At 70.1% G+C, this 22,874-nt stretch carries 23 protein-coding genes; 8 read left to right on the plus strand and 15 right to left on the minus strand.

What is annotated here, in order from left to right; genetic code table 11:
• Positions 1-55 precede the first annotated feature (55 nt).
• From QM809_RS06325 to QM809_RS06355, 7 genes are all read right to left on the minus strand, one after another.
• Positions 56-472: a DUF485 domain-containing protein gene (locus QM809_RS06325; RefSeq protein WP_415044956.1), complete on the minus strand. Its 417-nt coding sequence runs from the start codon at positions 470-472 to the stop codon at positions 56-58.
• Positions 473-837: 365 nt separating this feature from the next.
• Entirely contained in the window at positions 838-1,581 is a 744-nt protein-coding gene (locus QM809_RS06330) for a DivIVA domain-containing protein (protein WP_415044957.1), read from the minus strand.
• Between the two features lie 107 nt (positions 1,582-1,688).
• Positions 1,689-3,413 carry a cation acetate symporter gene (locus QM809_RS06335; RefSeq protein ID WP_415044958.1) on the minus strand — a complete coding sequence of 575 codons (1,725 nt, stop codon included), beginning with the start codon at positions 3,411-3,413 and terminating at the stop codon, positions 1,689-1,691.
• Complete coding sequence (locus tag QM809_RS06340) at positions 3,410-3,793, minus strand: hypothetical protein (RefSeq protein WP_415044959.1); 384 nt, start codon at positions 3,791-3,793, stop codon at positions 3,410-3,412. The genes QM809_RS06335 and QM809_RS06340 overlap by 4 nt, the downstream gene beginning before the upstream one ends.
• Positions 3,790-4,692: a LytR/AlgR family response regulator transcription factor gene (locus QM809_RS06345; protein ID WP_415044960.1), complete on the minus strand. Its 903-nt coding sequence runs from the start codon at positions 4,690-4,692 to the stop codon at positions 3,790-3,792. The genes QM809_RS06340 and QM809_RS06345 overlap by 4 nt, the downstream gene beginning before the upstream one ends.
• Entirely contained in the window at positions 4,689-6,020 is a 1,332-nt protein-coding gene (locus QM809_RS06350; protein WP_415044961.1) for a sensor histidine kinase, read from the minus strand. The genes QM809_RS06345 and QM809_RS06350 overlap by 4 nt, the downstream gene beginning before the upstream one ends.
• Positions 6,010-6,939: an SDR family oxidoreductase gene (locus tag QM809_RS06355; protein ID WP_415044962.1), complete on the minus strand. Its 930-nt coding sequence runs from the start codon at positions 6,937-6,939 to the stop codon at positions 6,010-6,012. The genes QM809_RS06350 and QM809_RS06355 overlap by 11 nt, the downstream gene beginning before the upstream one ends.
• A 94-nt stretch (positions 6,940-7,033) precedes the next feature.
• Between QM809_RS06355 and QM809_RS06360 the strand changes: the two genes are divergently transcribed.
• Complete coding sequence (locus QM809_RS06360) at positions 7,034-7,306, plus strand: excalibur calcium-binding domain-containing protein (protein WP_415044963.1); 273 nt, start codon at positions 7,034-7,036, stop codon at positions 7,304-7,306.
• Positions 7,307-7,755: 449 nt separating this feature from the next.
• Positions 7,756-9,381, plus strand: a complete 1,626-nt coding sequence (groL, locus tag QM809_RS06365; protein WP_415044964.1) for a chaperonin GroEL — start codon at positions 7,756-7,758, stop codon at positions 9,379-9,381.
• Between the two features lie 175 nt (positions 9,382-9,556).
• Here groL and QM809_RS06370 read toward each other — a convergent pair whose 3' ends face one another.
• From QM809_RS06370 to QM809_RS06385, 4 genes are all read right to left on the minus strand, one after another.
• Positions 9,557-10,678, minus strand: coding sequence for an NDMA-dependent alcohol dehydrogenase (locus tag QM809_RS06370; RefSeq protein WP_415044965.1), 1,122 nt, complete (start codon positions 10,676-10,678; stop codon positions 9,557-9,559).
• A gap of 53 nt (positions 10,679-10,731) precedes the next feature.
• Positions 10,732-11,565: an SDR family NAD(P)-dependent oxidoreductase gene (locus QM809_RS06375; protein WP_415044966.1), complete on the minus strand. Its 834-nt coding sequence runs from the start codon at positions 11,563-11,565 to the stop codon at positions 10,732-10,734.
• Between the two features lie 110 nt (positions 11,566-11,675).
• Positions 11,676-11,969, minus strand: a complete 294-nt coding sequence (locus QM809_RS06380; protein ID WP_415047023.1) for a cupin domain-containing protein — start codon at positions 11,967-11,969, stop codon at positions 11,676-11,678.
• A 637-nt stretch (positions 11,970-12,606) separates the two neighbouring features.
• Positions 12,607-13,623, minus strand: a complete 1,017-nt coding sequence (locus tag QM809_RS06385; protein WP_415044967.1) for an alcohol dehydrogenase catalytic domain-containing protein — start codon at positions 13,621-13,623, stop codon at positions 12,607-12,609.
• Positions 13,624-13,990: 367 nt separating this feature from the next.
• On the opposite strand from QM809_RS06385, the gene QM809_RS06390 reads away from it, so the two are divergent.
• The 4 genes from QM809_RS06390 to ppk2 all read left to right on the plus strand — a co-directional run bounded on the left by QM809_RS06390 (position 13,991) and on the right by ppk2 (position 18,265).
• Complete coding sequence (locus QM809_RS06390) at positions 13,991-15,892, plus strand: ABC transporter ATP-binding protein (RefSeq protein ID WP_415044968.1); 1,902 nt, start codon at positions 13,991-13,993, stop codon at positions 15,890-15,892.
• Positions 15,893-15,900: 8 nt separating this feature from the next.
• Positions 15,901-16,713, plus strand: a complete 813-nt coding sequence (locus QM809_RS06395) for a tyrosine-protein phosphatase (protein WP_415044969.1) — start codon at positions 15,901-15,903, stop codon at positions 16,711-16,713.
• Between the two features lie 72 nt (positions 16,714-16,785).
• Positions 16,786-17,229, plus strand: a complete 444-nt coding sequence (locus QM809_RS06400) for an SRPBCC family protein (protein ID WP_415044970.1) — start codon at positions 16,786-16,788, stop codon at positions 17,227-17,229.
• An 82-nt stretch (positions 17,230-17,311) separates the two neighbouring features.
• Positions 17,312-18,265, plus strand: coding sequence for a polyphosphate kinase 2 (gene ppk2, locus QM809_RS06405; protein WP_415044971.1), 954 nt, complete (start codon positions 17,312-17,314; stop codon positions 18,263-18,265).
• 23 nt (positions 18,266-18,288) lie between these two features.
• Here the strand turns inward: ppk2 and QM809_RS06410 are convergent, their stop codons facing one another.
• Together QM809_RS06410 and QM809_RS06415 are read right to left on the minus strand one after the other, a co-directional pair.
• On the minus strand, positions 18,289-18,570 hold the full coding sequence (locus QM809_RS06410) for a hypothetical protein (RefSeq protein ID WP_415044972.1): 282 nt from the start codon (positions 18,568-18,570) through the stop codon (positions 18,289-18,291).
• A gap of 137 nt (positions 18,571-18,707) precedes the next feature.
• Entirely contained in the window at positions 18,708-18,905 is a 198-nt protein-coding gene (locus QM809_RS06415) for a hypothetical protein (protein WP_415044973.1), read from the minus strand.
• A 5-nt stretch (positions 18,906-18,910) separates the two neighbouring features.
• On the opposite strand from QM809_RS06415, the gene QM809_RS06420 reads away from it, so the two are divergent.
• A complete protein-coding gene (locus tag QM809_RS06420) occupies positions 18,911-19,084 on the plus strand; it encodes a hypothetical protein (protein WP_415044974.1) in 174 nt (57 codons plus the stop codon).
• A gap of 257 nt (positions 19,085-19,341) precedes the next feature.
• On the opposite strand, the gene QM809_RS06425 is transcribed toward QM809_RS06420, so the two are convergent.
• Both QM809_RS06425 and QM809_RS06430 read right to left on the minus strand, forming a co-directional pair.
• A complete protein-coding gene (locus tag QM809_RS06425) occupies positions 19,342-19,992 on the minus strand; it encodes a (2Fe-2S)-binding protein (protein ID WP_415044975.1) in 651 nt (216 codons plus the stop codon).
• Positions 19,993-20,009: 17 nt separating this feature from the next.
• Positions 20,010-22,058, minus strand: a complete 2,049-nt coding sequence (locus QM809_RS06430; protein WP_415047024.1) for a prolyl oligopeptidase family serine peptidase — start codon at positions 22,056-22,058, stop codon at positions 20,010-20,012.
• Between the two features lie 66 nt (positions 22,059-22,124).
• Between QM809_RS06430 and QM809_RS06435 the strand changes: the two genes are divergently transcribed.
• The gene (locus tag QM809_RS06435; RefSeq protein WP_415044976.1) at positions 22,125-22,763 is read left to right on the plus strand and encodes a maltokinase N-terminal cap-like domain-containing protein; all 639 of its coding nucleotides are present in this window, start codon (positions 22,125-22,127) and stop codon (positions 22,761-22,763) included.
• Positions 22,764-22,874 lie beyond the last annotated feature (111 nt).

A 22,874-nucleotide genomic window follows, 5' to 3' on the forward strand; every position in this document is an offset into this window, starting at 1 on the left:
ATGTTGAGGGTGGCGTTGCCGGTGTCGACCTCGGGGGTCTCGGCGAGCAGGACGTTCACTTCCGGCCTCCCTGTGCCGCGGCGGCCGCGCGCTCGTAGGTGCCGTCTTCGAAGCCCTCACGGACCGCGTCGGCCTCCGGGTCGAGACGGTGGTTGGTGAACCAGATGTAGGCGCCGGTGATGGCGAACGTGGTGACGAACTGCAGCAGCCCCAGGATCAGGCCGACGTTGATGTTGCCCCAGACCTTGGTGGCCATGAATCCCTCGGCGAACACGCCGAGGACCAGGTACAGGCCGTACCAGGTGAGGAAGAACGCGGTCATCGGGAACACGAAGTTGCGCAGCGTCTTGCGCAGACGCTGGAACTCCGGGCTCTCCTGGGCCGCGATGAACTCGTCGGCACCGGGGGCGGCGACGTGCCCCGGCTCTGGTGGGTGCTCTTGTGTGGCTGACACGGGACCTCCTCGATGCATTGCCGCAGTCGCGGCCTCACAAGAAGGTTCGGGGAGATCTCGATCACAGGGAAGCGGATTTGTGATCTGCACGACGAGTCAGGTCCGTCGTGCGGTGAACGGTCATCGCACGCGGGTGAACGGCGCGGTGCGCCCCGTCGTCCCGCGCCCGAGGTCGTGCGCGATCCCGGGGAGCGCCTCGTCCCGTTCTCCGCAGTCGTATGTGAGCCCGGGGAGTGGGTCATCCCGTTCCCTGAGCCCCGTGCGAGCGCAGCGAGCCCGGGTGTCGAAGGGGCCCGGTGAGCGTTCTCCGTGAGACCCTTCGACGCGGCTCGTCACTGCGTTCCTCTCCGGTTCGGGGAGCGGAGACCGGGCGCGGTTCCGGATCAGGGAGCGGAGGGGTCGCCGCCTGCGGATCGGTCCAGGAGTCGGGCCAGTTCCGTGCGGCACCGTTCCAGGAGTTCGTCGACCTCGTCGCAGTGGTAGCCGCGGCGACCGAACGGCGGGGCGGCGAACCGGACGTCGTCGATCGCCGAGGGGGTGAGCCAGGACCGGGTCGGGTCGGTGGGATCGGACAGTCGGGCCGCGATGTCGTCGAGGAATCGGTCGACCTGGCTCTCGTCGTACCCGCGGCCGCCGAATATCCGGCGGAACTCGGTCTCGAGGACCTCAGCCGCGGTGATTCCGGCGCTCTCGGCGCTCGGTTCCGGAGCCGCCGCCTTCCGCCCCGCGACCGCGTTCTTCCCCTCCGCGACCTCGTTCTTTCGTCCCGTGACCTCGGTCTTCCGCTCCGTGAGCCCCGTCGAACGGTTCGGCCGTTGTACCCGCAGGCCGCTCGAAGGGCAGGTGAGGTCGGCGAGGTCGTGCGCGGCATCGGCGAGGAACCGATCCACCTCGTCGCGGTGGTAGCCGCGCAGCCCGATCGGCGGAGACCCGAAGATGGTCGAGGCGACGGCGGAGGGCGTCAGAAAGGCGACCGCGGGGTCGGCGGGATCGCGGAACTTCGCCTCGAGCAGATCGAGGAACCGGTCGACCTGATCCTCGTTGTACCCGCGCCGCCCGAGCGGAGGCTTGGAGAAGGCGACGTCGTGGATGTCGTCTGCGGTCAGCGGTCTGCGATCGTCGGCCATGTGTCCATTCTTTCCTGATCGCCGCTCGACACCCGACCGAATCCGTCGGCCGGGGCCTCTGCGACGACGGCCCGGGCACCGACCATGATACTGGCTACACCAGTGAATCAGTCGCCTGCGGGGGTGCGCTCGAGTCCGAGCCCCACACGCTCGGGAAGGTGCATGCGGGCGAACAGCGTCGGCACGTCCGGTCGTACGGTGCGACGGGTCGCGAGAGAGACCGCGACCATGGTCGCGAAGGTCAGCGGGACCGTCACCGCGGCGGGGAAGGTGACGATCGCCGCGGACCAGCCCCGGGTGAACCAGAACGCGCCGGCCACCACCGCGGCCGCGGACGTGACGGCGCCGACCGCCAGCCCGGCGACGGCGCCCGCCGCGGTGAGACCGCGCCACCAGATCCCCAGGACCAGCAGCGGGCACAGGGTGGCGGCCGAGACCGCGAACACCAGGCCCACCGACCGCGACAGCTCCAGCGTGCCCGCGGCGAGGGCGAGACCGAGGGAGACGAGTCCGCCGAACAGCGCGCAGACCCGGAAACTCCGCACCCCGGCGGGCAGCAGATCGGTGGAGACCACTCCCGCGATGCTGATCAGCAGGCCCGACGACGTCGCCAGGAACGCGGCGATCGCCCCCGCCGCGACCAGCGCCACCAGCAGTTCGCCGCCGATCCCGCCGACCGCCGCGGTGGGGATCATCAGCACCGCGGCGTCGGCCGTCCCGGTGGACAGCACCTGCGGGACGTAGACCCGGGAGAGCACGCCGAGCACCGTCGGGAACAGATAGAACCCGGAGAGCAGCACGATCACGGTGAGCGCGGTGCGACGCGCATCGGCCCCCGTCCGATTGGTGTAGAAGCGGACCAGCACGTGCGGCAGACCGAGCGCCCCCAGGAACGTGGCCAGCATCAGCGACAGGACCTGGTAGAGCGGATGGTCGCCGCCGAGTCCGCCGCCCGAGCGGGTCCAGGCCGCGCCGGTCTGCGGGGCGTCGGACACCACCGGGGTCGCGGCGCCCGCGTCGAGGAGGATCGTCGAACCCTTGCCCACCACGTGGGTGCCCGCCGCGGGGGCGACGGCATCGACCGGGCGGCCGTCGACGGTCCCGGTCACCCGCACCCCGGCGGGGTCGGCGACCGTCACCGACACCTCCGTCGAGACGTCCACCGTCGTCGCGGCCGCCACCCGGGCGGGCAGCGGATCCCCGAGATCGGCGGGATCGGCGGCGAAATGCAGGGCCACGACGACGGCGGGCACCGCGATGGCCGTCAGCTTGAGCCAGTACTGGACGGCCTGGGCGAACGTCACCGACCGCATGCCGCCGCCCACGACGTTGACGATCAGCGCCGCCCCCACGAGCACCACCCCCACCCATCCGGGCAGACCGAGCAGGATGTTCAGGGTGAGGCCCGCCCCCTGCAGCTGCGGCACCATGTACAGTACGCAGACCCCGGCGACGACGACCATCGCGACCCGGCGGGCGACCTGGGAGCCGAGCCGGAACTCCGCGAAGTCGGGCACCGTGTAGGCGCCGGAACGACGCAGCGGCGCGGCGACGAACAGGAGCAGCGCGAGGTAGCCCGCGGTGAACCCGATCGGATACCAGAGCGCATCGGCGCCGTATTTGGCGACCAGGCCCGCGACCCCCAGGAACGACGCCGCCGAGAGGTACTCGCCGCCGATCGCCGCGGCGTTCCAGCGGGCGCCGATGCTGCGGGAGGCCACCAGGAAGTCCGACGTCGAGCGCGCGCCCCGGCCGCCGTACGCGCCGATCGCGACCGTGCCGAAGGTGGCCGCCGCGACGGCGCCGACGATCAGGGCGGAGCCGGTGCTCATGACGGACCGTGCTCCTCGTCGTCGATCAGCTTCATGAAGTCCCGCTCGGCCTGCTCGGCGAGACGGATGTACAGCCGTCCGGCGAAGTAGAGGACCGGGTAGGGGAGCAGCCCCAGCACGATCCAGTTGACCGAGATCCCCGCCACCGAGGCCGTCGCGAAATCGTCCACCCAGAGGCCCAGCAGCGGGATCGCGACGAACAGCGCGACCACAGCCAGGCCGATCCGGAGCGCGAGCCCGAGCTGGGCCCGGACCAGCCCGCGGACCAGGTGTTCGCCGACGGCGGTCTGCTCGGTCACCTCGGCGCGCGTGCGCACCGGACGGGCGCCGCGCCGCTGCGACAGCACCACCCGTTCGCGGCGCGGGGCCTCGGGGCTCACGGGGACCCGCCGCGCCCGTCGCCGCGGCCCGAACGGAACGAGCGCAGCGGATCGCGGACCAGCCGGTCCTTCAATTCGCGGACCTGCCTGCGGCTCACCGGAAGCTCGACCTCGGGGGTCCGTCCGTGGGCGCGGAGCAGCACCCGGGTGCCGGTTCCCGCCGAACGCAGTCCGGTCACCATCGGCAGGGCGACCAGATACGACCGGTGGATACGCGCGAAACCGGCCTCGGCCCACCGCTCGGCGAGGGTGGAGAGGGTGACCCGGACCAGGTACTCGCCGCTCTCGGTGTGCAGTCGGGCGTAGTCGCCGACGGCCTCGACCCAGGAGACCGAACTGCGCTGGATCAGCGAGGTGACGCCGCCGCGTTCCACCGGGATCACGCTGGTCTCGAGGTCGGCGGTGTCGTCGTGGGTCCGGTGCGCAGGTGCGTGAAGCGGCGGGGTCTCGCCGGGCGCGGAGTCCGGGACGGAGGCGGCCGGTGCCGCGTCGGACCCGGAGGACGCGGCCGGCCGCCGGGCCACGATGCGGTTGACCGCCTGGGCCAGACGCTGCTCCCGCAGCGGTTTCAGCAGATAGTCCACGGCGCCCACCTCGAAGGCCTGCACGGCGCGGTCGTCGTGCGCGGTGACGAAGACCAGCGCGGGCGGGCTCGCGTACCGGGAGAGGACGGTCGCCAACTCCATCCCGGTGAGGCCCGGCATCGAGATGTCCAGGAACGCCGCATCCACGGGCCGCTCGGCCAGCAGACGCAGCGCCTCGGTGGCATCGGATGCGCCGATCACCTCCCCGACCGCGGGATGCCGGTCCAGCAGATAGGTGAGTTCGTCGAGGGCGGGGGCCTCGTCGTCGACGGCGAGGACGCGCAGCACGGCGACCGGATCGCGAGGTGCGGTCATCGCGGCCCTCCTTCCCCGGCGGTGACATCTGTCCCGCTCGCTCTGTCCCCGGCGGTGACGTCTGTCCCGCTCGCCTTGCTCCCGGCGACGGTCTCACTCGTCCCGCTCGCTCTGCTCCCGGCGACGTCGGCACGGATGCCTGCGGCGAACTTCGGGACCCGCATGCGGACCTTGGTGCCCGCCCCGATCCCGGTCTCGACGACCAGCCCGTAGTCGTTGCCGAACGCCGCACGGAGACGCTGGTCCACGTTGGTCAGACCGACGTGGGCGCCCTCGCTCTCGCTCGACGGTGCATCCGATCCTGCCAGGGCATCGATCGCGCCGCTGCGCAGCAGCTCCGGATCCATGCCGACGCCGTCGTCCTCGACGCTGATGGTGCAGTCGGTGCCCGAACCGCGCGCACTGATCGTGACGGTGCCCCGCCGACGACCGGCCAGGCCGTGCCGGACCGCGTTCTCCACGATCGGTTGCAGCGCCAGGAACGGGACGACGACGCCGAGCACCTCCGGGTCCACGTGCAGCCGCACGTCCAGCCCCTCGCCGAAGCGGGCGCGCTCGAGAGTGAGATAGCGGTCGATGTTGCCCAACTCGTCGGCCAGCGCCGTGTACTGACCCGCGGCGCGGAACGAATACCGGGTGAAATCGGCGAAGTCCAGGATCAGCTCGCGGGCGCGCGCCGGGTCGGTGCGCACGAACGAGGCGATGGTGCCCAGGGCGTTGTAGATGAAGTGCGGATCGATCTGGGCGCGCAGGGCCAGCACCTCCGCGCGGTCCAGCCGGGCGCGGGAGGCATCGAGTTCGGCGAGCTCCAACTGGGTGACGGCGTAGTTGACCACCTCGGTGAGCGCGCCGATCTGCCCCGGCCCCGGCTGCCGGAGGGTGGCCACCACCAGCACCCCGGCGCTGACCCCGTCGGCGATCAGCGGTGCGGCGATCAGCTTGCGGACCGGACCGGCGGCGACGCCGGGGGCGTCGGACATGGTGCGGCGCCTGCCGTCGAGGGCCTCGGCGGCCAGCGTCGTCGCGGCGTCGAGGACGGGCGACGACCAGATCTCGCCGTCCCGGGCCAGGAGCGCGCCGTCGGGACCGAACAGGGCCACGCCCTCGGCGCCGGTGAGCGCGCGCAACGGGCCGGCCGCCTCCGTCGCGGAGGTCTCGGTGAGCCCGTCCCGGAGCGGATGCGCCGCCGCGGCCGCCGCCGCGAGGGTGTCGTGCACGGCGCGCTCGTGCGGCGTCGACACCACGTTCCGGGTGCGCAGCGCGATCACGAAGAGCAGCAGTGCGAGAGCGCCGCCCAACACGGCGATCGCGATCAGTTCACCGGTCATCACTCGATCGCGGGCCGCCGACCTCCGCTTTCGCCTCTTCAGCCTTCGCCTCCTCGGTGAACCGCGCCGAGACGCTGCGACCCAGGCTCGCGATCTGCTGATCGATCGCGATGATCGCCGCGGTGGACCGCTTGCCCATCACCAGATCGCTGATCGGGTTGTCCAGGAACGGTTTCAGATACCGCATCACCCCGACCCACTCGGGGCAGTAGACGCGGCGCCTGCGCTTCGCAATGCCCTCGGCGAAGGCGACACCGCACTCGTCGATCGTGGTCACGGTGCTCATCGGGCCGGGCAGGCTCTTCAACATCTCGCGGAACGCGGGCAGATCCGACTGCGCGTCGCGCACCATCGGCGTGTCGATCCAGCTCATGTGGGCGCTGCCGACGTCCACGCCCAGGTGCGCCACCTCCAGCCGCAGCGACGTGGCGAAGTTCTCGACACCGGCCTTGGAGCAGGTGTACGACGCCAGGCTGGGGGCGCCGACGAAGGCGCCCACCGACGAGACGACGAGCACGTAGCCGCGTCGTTCGACGAGCGCGGGCAGAGCGGCGCGGACGGTGTTGAACACGCCGTTCACATTGATGTCGATCAGCCGGTAGAAGGCCTCCGGCTCGGTGTTCAGCACGCTTCCGTAGCTGGCGATCCCGGCGTTGGCGACCACCGCGTCGACCCCGCCGAAACGGGTCACGGCCTGCGCCACGGCCGCCTCCATCGAGGTCAGGTCGGTCACGTCGGCGACGATGCCCTCGGTGTGCTCCGGCCCGAGTTCGGCGACGGTCGCCTCCAGCGTCGTCCGGTCGATGTCGGTGAGGACCAGCAGGGCCCCGCGTGCGCGGAGCTCCCGTGCGGTCTGTGCGCCGACGCCGTTGGCGCCGCCGGTGATCAGGACGACCTTGCCGTGGAGTGTGCTGCTCATGGCCGAAGGGTACCCGCGGAGTCCGGGTGTGTCGGGGAGCGACGAGGCGGGGTGATGTGACGACACTCTCCCCGGTGTCGATACGGTCTTCCCCATGAAGAAGACGATCTCCCTGCTGGCCGGTTCGCTGATCCTCGGCGGCACGCTCGCCGTCGTCGCACCGGCGCCCGCCGCCGATGCCGCACCCACCCGTTACCGGAACTGCGCCGCGATGCAGAAGCAGTACCCGCACGGCGTCGGCCGTCCGGGCGCCCGGGACAAGACCCGGAGCCGTCCGGTCACCACGTTCCGGGTGAACCGGGCGCTGTACGAGCGCAACACCCACCTCGACCGGGACAAGGACGGCATCGCCTGCGAGAAGCGCTGACCGACCGCCGTTCCCGACGACCGGGGGCCGTCCCGATCCGGGGCGGCCCCCGTCTGTTCCGGGGCGGGACACCTCGTCGTCGACTCCGCGTCGACCCCGCCTGATCGAATCCCCGCGAGGGCTGCCGCGCGGCGGCCGGTGAGGAGACGACGATGGGGTACCTGATGACGATGGGGGCGCTCGCCACGGTGCCGCTGACCGCCGGGCTGCTGGCCTGGTACGACCGCGTCGCCGTCCGAACGGACTGAACTCGCGGTCCCCGGCGCGCGAGTGTCCGAACCTTGCACTCGCCGGGGGCGAGTGCTAAAAACGAGGTTGGCACTCACGGCATGTGACTGCCAGGTCGGGACGGTGAGGCCGGTCCAACAGACACCCCGGTCGTCCGTCGCGGGCACCGAGTCCGGCCCATCAGAACCTAGTGTCACCCCCTACCGGAGGATCACTTACCAATGGCAAAGCAGATTGCTTTCGACGAAGAGGCCCGTCGCGGACTCGAGCGGGGCCTGAACGCCCTTGCCGACACCGTCAAGGTCACCCTCGGCCCGAAGGGTCGCAACGTCGTCCTGGAGAAGAAGTGGGGCGCCCCCACCATCACCAACGACGGTGTGTCCATCGCCAAGGAGATCGAGCTCGAGGATCCCTACGAGAAGATCGGCGCCGAGCTCGTCAAGGAGGTCGCCAAGAAGACCGACGACGTCGCGGGCGACGGCACCACCACCGCCACCGTGCTGGCCCAGGCGCTGGTCCGCGAGGGCCTGCGCAACGTGGCCGCCGGCTCCAACCCGATGGGCCTCAAGCGCGGCATCGAGAAGGCCGTCGAGGCCGTCTCCACCGCGCTGCTCGGCTCGGCCAAGGAGGTCGAGACCAAGGAGCAGATCGCTGCCACCGCGGGCATCTCCGCCGGTGACCAGTCCATCGGCGACCTGATCGCCGAGGCCATGGACAAGGTCGGCAACGAGGGCGTCATCACCGTCGAGGAGTCGAACACCTTCGGCCTCTCGCTGGAGCTCACCGAGGGCATGCGCTTCGACAAGGGCTACATCTCGGGCTACTTCGTCACCGACGTCGACCGCCAGGAGACCGTCCTGGAGGATCCCTACATCCTCACCTACTCGGGCAAGATCTCGACGGTCAAGGACCTGCTCCCGCTGCTGGAGAAGGTCATCCAGGCCGGCAAGTCGCTGCTCATCATCGCCGAGGACGTCGAGGGCGAGGCCCTGTCGACCCTGGTCGTGAACAAGCTGCGCGGCACCTTCAAGTCCGTCGCCGTCAAGGCTCCGGGCTTCGGCGACCGCCGCAAGGCCATGCTCGCCGACATCGCCATCCTCACCGGTGGCGAGGTCATCAGCGAAGAGGTCGGCCTCTCGCTGGAGACCGCGGGCCTGGAGTCGCTGGGCACCGCCCGCAAGGTGGTCGTCACCAAGGACGAGACCACCATCGTCGACGGCGCCGGTGACAACGACCAGATCGCCGGTCGCGTCGCGCAGATCCGCAACGAGATCGAGAACAGCGACTCCGACTACGACCGCGAGAAGCTGCAGGAGCGCCTGGCCAAGCTGGCCGGCGGCGTCGCCGTCATCAAGGCCGGTGCCGCCACCGAGGTGGAGCTCAAGGAGCGCAAGCACCGCATCGAGGACGCCGTCCGCAACGCCAAGGCCGCCGTCGAGGAGGGCATCGTCGCCGGTGGCGGCGCCGCTCTGCTGCAGGCCGAGTCGGCCGTCGACGGCCTGTCGCTCGAGGGCGACGAGGCCACCGGCGCGCAGATCGTCAAGGTCGCGCTCTCGGCTCCGGCCCGACAGATCGCCGTCAACGCCGGCCTGGAGCCGGGCGTCGTCGCCGACAAGATCCGCAACTCGCCGCAGGGCACCGGCCTCAACGCCGCCACCGACGAGTACGAGGACCTGCTGGCCGCAGGCATCAACGACCCGGTGAAGGTCACCCGCTCGGCGCTGCAGAACGCCGCGTCGATCGCGGCCCTGTTCCTCACCACCGAGGCCGTCGTCGCCGACAAGCCGGAGAAGAACCCGGCCCCGGCAGTGCCGGGTGGCGACGAGATGGGCGGCATGGGCTTCTGACGCCCTGAGTCGGGAGAGATCTCGACTCCGCTCGATCAACGAGTGCTCGTCCGATCAACGAGTGCTCGTCCGATCGGCGAGTGTTCGCTCGATCCACGTGACGAAGGCCGGTCACCCCGGGACGGGGTGGCCGGCCTTCGGCATCCGTGTGCCCGGTTCGGTGCGGGCCGCCGGATCAGTCGTAGACGATGACGCCGCGGATGTTGCGGCCCGCGCGCAGGTCCTCGGTGGCCTGGCCGATCTCGTCGAGCGTGTAGCGCTTGGTGACCAGTTCGTCCAGTTTCAGCTGGCCGTTCTTGTACTGGCGCAGGAGCTTGGGCATCGCTTCGCGCGGCGCCTGCATGCCGTACAGCGCACCCTGGATACGCTTTTGGAGCATGGCGAGCATGAAGCCGTTCAACCCGGGCACGTCACCGCACCGGGTCTCGTTGCTCACCGAGGTGACCACGAGGGTGCCGCCCTTGCGGATCGAGACGAAGCCCTCGCCGATGATCGCATTGGTCAGCAGGCTCGGTGTGAGGATGGTGGCATCGGCACCCTGCCCGTTGGTCAGCTCGGCCACCCGGCCGGAGGCCTCCTCGAGTGAACCGAACGATTCGGTCGCGCCGAAGTCCAGGGCCCACTTCTGCTTGTCCTCGACCGGGTCGACGGCGATGATGTGGCCGGCGCCGGCATCGCGCGCACCCTGGACGGCGTTCATGCCGACGCCGCCGACACCGACCACCACGACGACGTCGCCGGTCTGGACGTCCGCGGCGTTGGTGGCCGAACCGTAGCCGGTCTGGACGCCGCAGGCCACGAGGCAGGCGACGTCGAGGGGGATGTCCTCATCGATCTTGACCAGGGACATCTGGTCGTAGACCTGCCATTCGGAGAAGGTTCCGAGGAGGGCGAGGGTCGCGACGTCCTCGCCGTCGTCGGTGTGCATCCGGTATGTGCCGTCCACCTGATGGCCGATCTGGATGATCGCCCCGTTGTCGCAGAGGTTCTGCTTGCCGGAGGCGCACCAGCGACACCGGCCGCAGGCGGGGATGAAGGCGGTGAGGACGTGGTCCCCGACCTCGAAGCCGGTGACGTTCGGCCCCACCTTGCGGACGATGCCCGCCCCTTCGTGGCCGCCGACCAGCGGCATCTGGGCGACGGTGTTGTCGCCCACCAGGTAGTGGTCGTCACTGTGGCACAGCCCGGAGGCCACCATCTCGACGAGGAGTTCACCGTCTTTCGGTTCGTCCAGTTCGAGTTCTTCGATCTGCCATTCGCCGGGTGCCTCGCGGAGGACGGCTGCTCTTGTTCTCATGTCTGACTTCTTCGTTTCGTTCGGGGGAGGGGTGTCTCAGGAGGGGCGGACGGTCACTGGAACTCGCCGGCGACACCGGTGATGAGTTCGATCGAGCGGTCCTTGGTGAAGGCCATGGCGCCGCCGTCGACGACGATCCCGGTGCCGCTGATCCACGAGGAGAGGTCGCTGGCCAGGAACAGCGCGGCGTTCGCGATGTCCTCGGGACGGCCGAGACGCCCGACCAGGGTCTGCCCGGCGACCTCCTCTTCGACGCGTTCGGCGAAGCGCTCGGCATCCGCATCCGAGATCCCGAACATGGTCGGGATCATCGGCGTCAGCACGGCGCCGGGGACGATGGCGTTGGAACGGGTGCCGGTGCCCTTGTTCTCCAGGGCGCTCTGCCGGACCAGTGCCATCACGGCGGCCTTGGCCATCGAGTACGCGGGACCGTTCCAGCCGGACTGGAAGATCGCGACGCTGGCGGTGGTGATGATCGAGCCGGCTGTGCCCTGTTTCTGGAACTGCCGGGTCGCCAGCTTGTGCGCGGCGACGTGCGCGTTGAGGTTCAGCGCGAGCGTGCGGTTCAGGCCCTCTTCGGTCAGGTCGGTGACCGGGGAGAGGTCGCCGGCGGCACCGGCGTTGCTGAAGAAGACGTCGATCCGGCCGAATTCGCCGACCGCGTACTCGATCAGCGCTTCCAGGTCCGGCTCGCTGGTGACGTCGGTGGTCGTGAAACGCGCGGCATCGCCGAGTTCGGCGGCCAGCGCGGTGCCGGCCTCCTCCTGGATGTCGGCGAGGACGACGCGGGCGCCGTTCTCGACGAAGGTGCGTGCGGTCGAGCGGCCCATGCCGCTCGCCGCGCCGGTGATCACGGCGATCTTGCCGTCGAGAAGTCCGGTGGACATGTGAGTACTCCTTGGGTGATGACGGTAGGGGGATGCGGCGGGTCGTCGCCTGTTCGACGATCCGCGGGCGGGAGGAGGGGAAGTGCCGGGCCTCGGGCCCGGCGAGGGCGTCAGGTCAGCGTGGCCGGCACGGGCTCGCCGTCGACGATGTGCGGCTCGGCACCGATCATCACGATCGCCGTCCGGGTCCACTCGTCGGTGGTGTTCTTCCAGATGTGTTCGGCGCCGCGCTGGATCACCGTGTCGCCGGGCCTGATCGTCGTCGCGGTGCCGTCCTCGAAGCTGAGTTCGAGTTCTCCGCTCAGAACGATGAGGTAGTCCAACGACATGGTCCGGTGCAGGGGGAACACCGCCCCCGGAGCCCAGTCGACGTAGTAGAAGCCGGTGCCGTTCGGCGAAGTCAGAGTACTCGATCAGATCGGATCCGTCGCGGTCGTCGGAGTTGTCCGAGGGGAACGCATCGGTCGACCAGATCCGGTTGACCATCGCGACTCCGTAGTCGTCGACGTGCGCGACGATACCGTCGGACTGGATCACCGATGTGCCGTTCTCGTCGTGGCCCGTGACGATCCGTCGGGTTTCGTGCTTCATTCGACTGCCTCCATCTGTGATTGGTATCGCACTAGATATTGGCAGTAATGCATGTCTCATGGCGTGGAATTCGGGTGATGCGATGTGCGATATCTGGACGCTCTGATTCGTCTGGGGGAAATCGTCGATTTCTTATCGACGATATTCCGGAGCATGAAGTCCCACTTCGAAGAACGCCAAGAAGATCTCGCTGATTTTCCGGCTGAAAAGCTCATCGGGGGCAATCGACGGTATGTGATTCCCGTGCTCGGGCAAAACCTCGATGCTCTCCGACGGTCGAGTGCGGCGCGGCCGTCGGCGCGGTGAAGCTCGGGTGTCCGCTCGGCGGTCTTCGTCGCCCGTCCGACCCGCCTCTCGATCCTGGAGCCGACCACCGCGCACCGACGCCGAACGACGTCGAAGGGCCGGGCGGCGATCGCCGCCCGGCCCCTTCCCGGCAGGTCCGCCGGATCAGTCGAACTCGAAGACGCCCTTGCCCGCGTCCTGCCTCCCGAACCACTCGTAGGCCTCTTCCGCCTGCTCGATCCGCCACGTGTGCGAGTACAGGTCGTCGACCGGGAGGTCGTGGGCGACGACGAACGCCGCACAGCGCTCCAGTTCCACCGACGAGCAGGTCCAGGAGGTCAGCATGGTCCACTGCTTCTTGTAGATCGCCTGGGTGGTGAACAATGCTTCGCCCGGCAGTCCGACGAACACGGCGGTGCCGAAGGTGCCCAGCACGGTGAACACGTCGTCACCGGCCCGCCCGGAGGTCTCCAGGACCACCTCGGCCAAGCGTCCGGAGGTGATCTCGGAGACCTTCTCGACCAGGTTCTCGGTTCGAGGGTTCACGGTCAGGACGGCGCCGAACTCGCGGGCCTTGGCGAGCCGGGCGTCGTCGATGTCGACGGCGATCACCCGGGCGCCGAGCGCGGTGGCGAACATGGTGGCCGACAGCCCCACCGGGCCCTGGCCGAAGACCACGGTCACGGTGTCCTCGACCCCGCCGGCGCGCTTGATCGCTCCCCACGCGGTGCCGGTGCCGCAGCCGATGGCGGCTCCCGCCTTGAACGAGAGCCCGTCGGGCATCGGGAACAGCGAAGACGCCGGGATCGCCGCGTAGGGCGCGTGTCCGCCGGCGGCGTCGACGGCCATGGTCGCCGCGGGTGCGGTCTCGCACATCTGTGGCCAACCCTGACGGCAGCGGCGGCAGTGCCCGCAGCCGAAGTAGTGGTGGACCAGCACCCGATCGCCGGGCTTCACCTGGCTCTCGGGGACGCCGTCACCCACCGCCACGACCTCGCCGCAGGGCTCGTGGCCCTGCACCACGGAGGGGTCGACGGGAAAACTGCCGTGCAGGAAGTGCAGGTCGCTCCCGCACATGCCGGAGGCTCGGATCTTGACCAGTGCTTCTCCGGGGCCGGGCACGGGGGTCGGCTGTTCGGTCAGGACGACGGTGCCGTCTCCGGGAAAGGTGATGCTCTGCATGGGGCGATTCTTTTCGTGTCGGGAGGCGTTTCCGCCTGATCGGCTCGACGGGATTCTCACGCTACCGGCTGAAGCTCCGCTCGTATGCGAGATCCACTATTCGTCGATGATTCGAATATTCGACGCCCATTGCTTTCCGATATCGAATTCTTTGATTTCGATGTCACGAATCGACTGCCCCTTCGTTGCGGTGTCTTCGCCGGCCGGGCCCAGGTGTGAACGCAGTGCGCACCCGGTGTCGAAGCCGCCCGTTCCCGGGCACCCGAGTGCTCACCGGCGTCCGGGAATCACCGGTGAACCCGCCGAGTTGACCTCAAGTGGACTTGAGGTAGTGGACTGGCGGCATGAATCGGAAGCGGGTGCGGCGATGAGCATGGAATCGGTGGCGTGGGACGTCATGTACAAGTCGATGACGTCGGCGGAGGGGCACACGAAGGCCGACCGTCGCCGGACGTTGCGGCGGATCGGAGAGTTCGCGCGGCCGCATCGTCGTCGTCTCACGGTGTTCCTGGCGTTCTCCGTGCTCACCGCCGTCCTCACCGTGGTGACCCCGCTGCTGGCCGGCCGCGTGGTCGACCTGATCTCCACGGGCACCGCCGAGGCCGCGTCGACCATCGTCGCTCTGGCCACCGCGATCGCCGTGATCGCGGTGGCCGAGGCCGGTGTCGGACTCGCGACCCGCTGGCTGTCGGCGAACCTCGGGGAGGGCCTGATCCTGGACCTGCGGCGCGCGGTGTTCGACCACGTGCAGCGGATGCCCGTCGCGTTCTTCACCCGCACCCGGACCGGTGCCCTGGTCAGCCGTCTGAACAACGACGTGATCGGTGCGCAGCGCGCGTTCAGCGACACCCTCTCCGGGGTGGTCTCCAACTCGGTCTCACTGGTGCTGACCCTCGGCGTGATGATCGCGATCAGCTGGCAGATCACCCTGCTGGCGTTGATCCTGCTGCCGGTCTTCGTGATGCCCGCGCGCCGCATGGGCCGCGCGATGGCGGGGCTGGCGCGGGAGGCCGCCGAGCACGACGCCCGGATGTCGACGCAGATGACCGAGCGTTTCTCCGCACCCGGCGCCACCCTGGTGAAACTGTTCGGCCGGCCCGACGCCGAGTCGCGCGAGTTCGCCGCGCGGGCCGGCGCGGTGCGCGACATCGGCGTCCGGCAGGCCATGCTGCAGGAGTACTTCTTCACCGCGCTGATGCTGGTGTCGGCGCTGGCGCTCGCCCTGGTGTACGGCCTCGGCGGCTGGCTGGCCGTCCACCAGCACCTCTCGGCCGGCGCCGTCGTCTCCCTGGCGCTGCTGCTCACCCGGATGTACGCCCCGCTCACCGCGCTCGCCAACGCGCGGGTGGAGATCATGAGCGCGCTGGTCAGCTTCGAGCGCGTCTTCGAGGTGCTCGACCTGCCGCCGCTGATCGACGACGCCCCCGACGCCGTGGCCGTGCCCGACGTCGAGCACGGCGTCCGCCTCCGGTTCGACGACGTCTCGTTCGCCTACCCGGCCGCCGACAAGGTCTCGCTGGCCTCCCTGGAGGAGGTGGCCCAGCTCGACGGGCGCGGCGGCGAGCCGATCCTGCACGACGTCGACCTGGACGTGGCCCCGGGCACGATGGTGGCGCTGGTCGGCAGCTCCGGCGCCGGGAAGTCGACGGTGGCCTCGCTGGCGACACGACTGTACGACGTCGACGCCGGAAGCGTGACCCTCAACGGCGTCGACGTCCGCGACCTGACGTCGGCGTCGGTGCACCGGACCGTCGGGCTGGTGACCCAGGACGGCCACCTGTTCCACGACACCGTCCGCGCCAATCTGGCGTTCGCCGCACCGGACCGCACCGAGGACGAACTCTGGTCGGCGCTGCGCCGGGCCCGCCTCGACGATCTGGTCCGGTCGCTGCCGAACGGCCTGGACACGGTGGTGGGGGAGCGCGGCTACCGGCTGTCCGGCGGGGAACGCCAGCGGTTGACCATCGCTCGCCTGCTGCTGGCCAGGCCCGCGGTGGTGATCCTCGACGAGGCCACCGCCCACCTGGACTCGACCTCCGAGGCACAGGTGTCCGAGGCGCTCGCCGAAGCCCTGACCGGCCGGACCTCACTGGTGATCGCCCATCGGCTCTCCACGGTGCGGGAAGCCGACGAGATCGTGGTGCTGGAGGCCGGGCGCGTCGTCGAACGCGGCGACCACGAGACGCTCCTCGCCGCCGACGGCCGCTACGCCGAGCTGTATCGGACACAGTTCGCGGCGGCGGAGCGCCGCGGCGGCGACCCCGCATAATGGCCGTCATGACCCAGGCCTCCCCGCTGCCCGCGCCCAGTCCGATCGACGCCCTGCCGAACCTCCGCGACCTCGGCGGCTGGACCGGCTCCGACGGCCGGACCGTGCGGACCGGACTGCTGTTCCGCTGCACCGACCTCCGCTCGGTGCACGACGACGCGCAGGCCGTCCTCGCGCCGCTCGGGCTGCGGACCGTCTACGACCTCCGCTCGGCGGCGGAACGGGACGCCGTGCCCGATCCGGCGCTCGACGGCGTCACCGCGGTCCCGCTCGACGTCCTCGCCGACGAGGAGCGGGCCATCCCCGGGAACCTCGGCAAGCTCTTCGAGGACCCGGAGGTGGTGCGCGGCCTCACCGCGCACCTGGAGGGTCAGGCACGCGAGATGATGGCGGGCACCTACCGGAACCTCGTCACCATGGCGAGCGCTCGGGCGTCGTACCGCCGCTTCTACCTCGGTCTGCTCGGCGACGACGAGGGGCCCGCCCTGTTCCACTGCACCACCGGCAAGGACCGCACCGGGTGGGCGGCCGCGACCTTCCTGAGCGTGCTGGGCGTCGACCGCGACGACGTGTACGACGACTACCTGGCGACCAATGCGCGCCTGCTCCCGGCGCTGGCCCCGCTGTTCGACGGGTTCGCCGCGGCCGGCGGCGACCCGGAACTGCTCACGCCGCTGCTGGGCGTCGACCGCGCGTATCTGGACGCGGCCTTCGCTCGACTGGAGTCGGACTTCGGCGACGTCGCCGCCTACTTCGCCGAGGGGCTCGGCATCGATGCCGAGGCCCAGGAGCGGTTGCGCGAACGGTTCCTCGCCGGGTGACCTCCGGCGTGTCCGGGGACGGGTGTCCCGGCTCGGCCGGAGAAGTCGGCTCCGTCGGGTAGGTTGACCCGCATGGCTGTCTCGGTATCCAACGAATTCGACATCAACGCCCCGGCGTCCGTGGTGATGGAGGTCCTGCGGGACATCCCGTCGCTGCCGGACTGGTCCAGCGCCCACAGCTCGGCCGAAGTACTCACCACGCACGACGACGGCACCCCCGACCGGGTCCGGATCGCCGTCGGGATGCTGGGCATCAACGACACCCAGGAACTCGCCTACACCTGGACCGAGAACACCTGCTCGTGGACGCTGCTGGAGAGCTCGCAGCTGTCCGAACAGCGCGGCACCTACACGGTGACGTCGACCGGTGCGGACTCGGCGCACGTCGTCTTCGAACTGACCGTCGACCTGAAGATCAAACTGCCCGGTTTCCTGGTGAAGAAGGGGCAGAACGCGGCGGCGGACACCGCGAAGAAGGGCCTCACCGCCGAGGCCGAGAAGCGCGCCGCGGCGTAGTCGTCGGCGGCGAGGGCGAAACGGGACTTTCATCACCGGGTCTACGCCCTCGTCGCGGCCGCGCTGGCGATAGGGTGAGGGCGTGGACGATTACATCTCCCTCGACAACATCGAGATCGGCGAAGACCTCAGCAAGGTCTCCGGTCGCAAAGCCCTCCAGAACGTCGTCGACCTGACCGACACGAGCGGATTCGTCGTCGTCGACGACGATGACGACGACCCCATCCTCCTGACCCTGCCGCAGCGCAACGTGGTGGACACCTGGCGGGAGGACTACCCCTACGACGAGCGGATGAAGCGCGCCGACTACGAGTCGGAGAAGCGTCTGCTGCAGGTGGAACTGCTCAAACTGCAGAAGTGGTCGAAGCAGAACGGCGTCCGCCACCTGCTGGTCTTCGAAGGCCGCGACGCCGCGGGCAAGGGCGGCACCATCAAGCGTTTCAACGAGCACCTCAACCCCCGCGGCGCACGCACCGTGGCGCTGGAGAAGCCGTCCGAGCGGGAGTCCACCGAGTGGTACTTCCAGCGTTACGTCCAGCACCTGCCGGCCGCCGGCGAGATGGTCTTCTTCGACCGCTCCTGGTACAACCGCGCCGGTGTCGAGCGGGTGATGAGCTTCTGCACTCCGGCCCAGTACGAGCAGTTCCTCGATCAGGCCCCGGCCTTCGAGAAGATGCTGGTCGACGACGGCATCAACCTGGTCAAGTTCTGGTTCTCGGTGAGCCCGCTGGAGCAGCGCACCCGGTTCGCCATCCGGCAGATCGACCCGGTGCGGCAGTGGAAGCTCTCGCCGATGGACCTGGCGTCGCTGGACCGCTGGAACTCCTACTCCAATGCCAAGGAGAACATGTTCGCCCACACCGACACCGACTGGGCGCCGTGGACCGTGGTGAAGAGCAACGACAAGAAGCGCGCGCGGCTCAACGCCATGCGCCACGTGCTCAGCCTGCACGAGTACGACGGCAAGGACCACGCACTCGTCGGTGAACCCGATCCGAAGATCGTCGCCCGCGGCCGCGACGCCATCGGCGACTGAGCGGCCCCGGCACCGTGCGTTCGCTACTCAGTGCCCTCGCCGTGCTGATCGCCGCCGCCGCGATGATCCTCGCGGTGCCCGCGATGTGGAGCTCGCTGAACGTCGTCTCGAACGACGGCTTCGCCGAGGCCGCCTCGCGGGCCGCGCAGAAGCCGGAGGTGCAGCAGTTCTTCGCCGAGCAGGTCACCCAGGAGGTGGCCCAGGTGGCGCCGATGGCGACCGGCGTGGTGCAGCCGGTGGCCGAGCAGTACGCCCGGACTCCGGAGTTCGTCGCCGACTTCACCGAGATCGCCCGGCAGCAGCACCGGTGGCTGTTCACCGAGCCCGCGCCGGACACCAGTCCGCACGAGATGAATCTGAACATCACCCCCATGGTGAACCGGGTGCTCGCCAAGAGCCCGGTGCCGGTGGCGATGAATCAGGAGATCACCGTCGCGGTGGATCAGAACCGGCTCACCGCGGGTTCCATGCGCACCACCGGCGAGCAGTTGACGATGCTCGCCTGGGGGTCGGTGATCGTCGCGGTGATCGCCGGACTGGCGGCCCTGCTGTTCGCAAGACGACGTCTGACGGTGGTGGCGTGGCTCGGTCTCGGCGGCGTCCTCGCCGGGGCCGCGAGCCTGCTGCTGGCGAAGTACATGCTGAGTGCTGCATCCGAATGCGGTCTCGGCGAGCGAACTGGGCACCCAGCAGACGGTGAAGGTGGTGACCGAGGACGTGATCGGCGGCCTGGAGAGCACCGCGTGGGTCGTGCTGGTCGCCGGTCTGGTGGTGGCGGTGCTCGGCATCGTCGGTGCGCTCGTGACAGGCCGCCGATAGGAGTCACCCCGATCCCAGAGCCGCACGCGAGCGTAGCGAGCCTGCGCGTCGAAGGGTCTGAAGCGATCGCTGCACGGGACCCTTCGACGCGGCTCGTCGCTCCGCTCCTCCCCGGCTCAGGGAGCGGAAGGCGGGCGGCACCCGCCGGTTCGACTCAGGGAGCGGAAGGCGGGCGGCACCCCGCAGGTTCGGCTCAGGGAGCGGAGGGCGGACGCCGCCGGTTCGACTCCGGGAGCGACGGGGTCTCGGTCCGGGCGTCAGCGTGTCATCGAGCAGTCGCCGCAGTACCCGCCGATCGAGGTGCGGTAGTACAGGCAGCAGCTGCGCCGCCGGATCGTCGGGATCGTCTCGCCGCGCTCCCGGCGTTCGAGCGCGTCGACGTCGAGCGCCGAACGCAGCCGGGGATGGTGCAACGTCTGGCGCACCACGGCGTCGGCGTCCGCGCCGAGCTGACTTCCCGCGCTCGTCACCGACGCCGCGGCGTTGCCCCACAGCAGGCCGGGGGCGACGTGCGCGCGCCACGCCGCGACCAGCGGCTCCACATGCCGCTCGGCCACCTCCTCGATCGGGGAGCCGCCGGCGACCGGCTCGGCCGTGTGCAGCACGGTGCTGTTGCCGTCCCGGCTGATCCGCAGGCGCTCCGGATCCAGGTCGACACTGCGTCCGGTGAGCATCGCGGTGCCCAACGAGACCGCCCACAACCGGGCGATGTATTCGAAGAACACCCACGACACGGCGACGCGACGCTCCGTCGTCCCGAGGATCCGCTCGGCACGGTCGAACAGTTCGCCGGCCACCGCGGGATCGCGGAGGTCGGCGGCGGGACGCCCCGCGGCGCCCTCGGCCGGCCCGTGCCGCAGCGTGAAGTAGGCGTTCACGGAGCTGAGCCGGTCCAGGGCGTCGGGCATCGTCGTCCCGGAACCGTTCACGGCCGCGCGGCGCCGACCGTACGCCAGAGGAACTCGTAGGCCAGCGCCGACTGGAACGCCGCCTGGGCGTTGTCGGCGGCGCCGCCGTGCCCGCCCTCGATGTTCTCGTAGTAGCTCACCGGATGCCCGAGCTCCTCCAGTCGGGCGACGAGTTTGCGCGCGTGACCGGGATGGACGCGGTCGTCACGCGTCGAGGTGGTGACCAGCAGCGCCGGATAGTCGACGTCGCTCGCCGGGGCCACCCGCTGGTACGGCGAGTACTCCCGGATGAACGCCCACTCCTCCGGATCGTCGGGGTCGCCGTACTCGGCCATCCACGACGCGCCCGCCAGCAGCAGGTGGTAGCGCTTCATGTCGATCAGCGGCACCTGGCAGACCAGCGCCCCGAACAGGTCCGGATAGCTGGTGAGCATCACGCCCATCAGCAGGCCGCCGTTGGAGCCGCCCTGCGCGGCGAGCTGTGCGGTGGTGGTGATCCCGCGGGCGACGAGGTCGCGCGCCACGGCGGCGAAGTCCTCGTACACCAGGTGCCGGCCGGCCTTGCGGGCCTGCGTGTGCCAGGTGGGCCCGTACTCGCCGCCGCCGCGGATGTTCGCGATCACGTAGACGCCGCCGCGGTCGACCCAGCTGCGGCCGGACACCCCCGAGTAGCCGGGCGTCAGGGAGTTCTCGAAACCGCCGTACCCGTACAGGAGGGTGGGGGCGGGGCCGTCGACGTCGTTCCGCTTGATCACGAAGTACGGGATGCGGGTGCCGTCGTCGGAGACGGCGAAGAACTGGTCGGCGGTGACCTCCGACGAGTCGAAGAACTCCGGGGCCCGCCTGAGCACGCTCACCCCGGTGGTCGCCTCGCCGTACAGCAGGCTCGGGGCCTGCGTGAACGAGCTCGCCGACAGCCAGATCTCGTCGCTCTCGTCGGGGTCGGTGTCCAGGACGTCGATGGTGGCGAGTTCGGGGAGCCCGTCGATCGGGGCCTCGGTCCAGTCGCCGACGGTGAGGACCCGGATCCGGGTGGCGACGTCGTGCAGGGTCACCAGGATCAGCCGCGACCGGGTGAACGAGTACGACTCCAGGCTGGTGTGGGCGTCGGGGGCGAACAGGACCCGGTGGGTGCGGTCGCCGGCCAGATACGACGGGTAGTCGAACACCAGCAGCGACCCCGGTGCGTGCGTCACCCCGTCGACCGTCCAGTCCCGCCTCGGCAGCACCGTCAGATGGTTCTCGCGGACGGCGAAGTGCGCGTCGGTCGGGACGTCGATCAGGACCGGCTCGTCGTCGACCAGCTCGTAGCTCAGCGAGTTGTAGAAGTCGGTCGACCGGGAGACGAAGTGCCGTTCGAAGCCGGGCGTGTGACTGTACGACGCACCCGCCGCGACGTCGGACACCTCGCCGGCGAAGACGGTCGGCGCCTCCTCGACCGGGGTGCCGCGGACCCATCGTCGTGCCGTGCGCGGGTAACCGGAACTGGTCATGGCGGGCAGGCCGTCGGGGGTCTCGGCGAAGTCGGCGCCCACGTAGACGGTGTCCCGGTCGATCCACGAGACGGAGTTCTTGGCCTCGGGCAGGGTGAACCCGCCGTCGTCGGCGGCCACCCACCGCCGGGTCGTCAGGTCGAACTCCCGCACGACGGTGGCGTCCGCGCCGCCGCGGGAGAGGGAGACCAGGGCGCGGTCGTAGTCGGGGTGGAGCAGCGAGACGCGCTTCCACACCCAGTTCTCGCCGTCGGTGCGGGCGAGCTCGTCGACGTCGATCAGGACGTCCCACCGGGGCTCGTCGGTCCGGTAGCTCTCCAGCGTGGTGCGCCGCCACAGGCCCTTGGGGTTCTGCGCGTCGCGCCAGAAGTTGTAGAGGTGCTCGCCGCGTCGTCGGACGTAGGGGATCTTCTCGTCGGTGTCGAGCACCTCCAGGGCGCCGTCGCGCAGTGCGGCGAACCGGTCCGACCCGGTCAGTTCGGCGACCGTCGGTTCGTTGTGCGCTCGCACCCAGTCGAGGGCGTCGGTTCCGGTGACGTCTTCCAGCCAGAGATAGGGGTCGTTGTCCACGATCACCAGGCTATCGGTCCGCGGCGGAGGCGATGCGGGGGACGACGAGGCGTGCCGTAGGTTCGGGTGATGGGCATCGTGTATCCGCAGGCGCAGCTGTCACCGGCGAAGATCGAGATCGTCCGGGAGTGGCTGTCGCGGCGGTCCTGGTTCGACCTCGACCCGGAGACCGTCGTGACCCGGCGGCGATTCGGCTACCGGTTCGACGATCCGGCCGGTGCGGTCGGTGTCGAGTCGGTGCTGGTGGAGACCGGTGACGCCGTCTTCCAGGTGCCGATGACCTACCGGTCGGCGGCGCTGCCCGGCGCCGAAGACCACTTCCTGGCGACGATGGAGCACTCGGCGCTCGGTACGCGGTGGATCCATTTCGGGCTGGGCGACCCCGTCGCGGTCCGGGCGTTCGTGACGGCGATCGTCGAGGGCGGCTCGTCGGTCGATGTGGAGTTCGAGAGAGACGGGGAGACGACGACGCTCGCCATGCTGGTCGGCGCCCGCGGCACCGGTTCCGGGACGGCCCCCGCCGACCTCCGCATCGAGAGCGTCGAGGCCGAGGGTCCGGTGGCGTCGGTCGTCACCGCGTCGGGCACGTTGTCGATGCCGATCCGGATCGACACCGCCGCAGCGGGCGACGGCGCCGCGCTCCTGGGAGCCTGGGACGACGCGACCGACGTGCCGCTCGCATCGTGGGAGCCCGTGGAGTCTGCGTGAGACCGAGGAGGAGTGCTCTCCTCCGCCGCACGGGGCTCGGGGAGCGGGACGGCGGGCTCGCCGAGTCCCAGGACGCCGGCAGTGGCAGATGCCACGGGCGAGCACTCGGAG

Source organism: Gordonia sp. (in: high G+C Gram-positive bacteria) (genome assembly GCF_047600385.1).
In the GTDB taxonomy this organism is placed as follows: Bacteria; Actinomycetota; Actinomycetes; order Mycobacteriales; family Mycobacteriaceae; genus Gordonia.

Coding starts and splice junctions, on each gene's coding strand:
- QM809_RS06325 (WP_415044956.1), bottom strand. CDS start 472: ATGCATCGAGGAGGTCCCGTGTCAGCCACACAAGAGCACCCACCAGAG.
- QM809_RS06330 (WP_415044957.1), bottom strand. CDS start 1,581: ATGGCCGACGATCGCAGACCGCTGACCGCAGACGACATCCACGACGTC.
- QM809_RS06335 (WP_415044958.1), bottom strand. CDS start 3,413: ATGAGCACCGGCTCCGCCCTGATCGTCGGCGCCGTCGCGGCGGCCACC.
- QM809_RS06345 (WP_415044960.1), bottom strand. CDS start 4,692: ATGACCGCACCTCGCGATCCGGTCGCCGTGCTGCGCGTCCTCGCCGTC.
- QM809_RS06350 (WP_415044961.1), bottom strand. CDS start 6,020: ATGACCGGTGAACTGATCGCGATCGCCGTGTTGGGCGGCGCTCTCGCA.
- QM809_RS06355 (WP_415044962.1), bottom strand. CDS start 6,939: ATGAGCAGCACACTCCACGGCAAGGTCGTCCTGATCACCGGCGGCGCC.
- QM809_RS06360 (WP_415044963.1), top strand. CDS start 7,034: ATGAAGAAGACGATCTCCCTGCTGGCCGGTTCGCTGATCCTCGGCGGC.
- groL (WP_415044964.1), top strand. CDS start 7,756: ATGGCAAAGCAGATTGCTTTCGACGAAGAGGCCCGTCGCGGACTCGAG.
- QM809_RS06370 (WP_415044965.1), bottom strand. CDS start 10,678: ATGAGAACAAGAGCAGCCGTCCTCCGCGAGGCACCCGGCGAATGGCAG.
- QM809_RS06375 (WP_415044966.1), bottom strand. CDS start 11,565: ATGTCCACCGGACTTCTCGACGGCAAGATCGCCGTGATCACCGGCGCG.
- QM809_RS06385 (WP_415044967.1), bottom strand. CDS start 13,623: ATGCAGAGCATCACCTTTCCCGGAGACGGCACCGTCGTCCTGACCGAA.
- QM809_RS06390 (WP_415044968.1), top strand. CDS start 13,991: ATGAGCATGGAATCGGTGGCGTGGGACGTCATGTACAAGTCGATGACG.
- QM809_RS06395 (WP_415044969.1), top strand. CDS start 15,901: ATGACCCAGGCCTCCCCGCTGCCCGCGCCCAGTCCGATCGACGCCCTG.
- QM809_RS06400 (WP_415044970.1), top strand. CDS start 16,786: ATGGCTGTCTCGGTATCCAACGAATTCGACATCAACGCCCCGGCGTCC.
- QM809_RS06415 (WP_415044973.1), bottom strand. CDS start 18,905: ATGTACTTCGCCAGCAGCAGGCTCGCGGCCCCGGCGAGGACGCCGCCG.
- QM809_RS06425 (WP_415044975.1), bottom strand. CDS start 19,992: ATGCCCGACGCCCTGGACCGGCTCAGCTCCGTGAACGCCTACTTCACG.
- QM809_RS06435 (WP_415044976.1), top strand. CDS start 22,125: ATGGGCATCGTGTATCCGCAGGCGCAGCTGTCACCGGCGAAGATCGAG.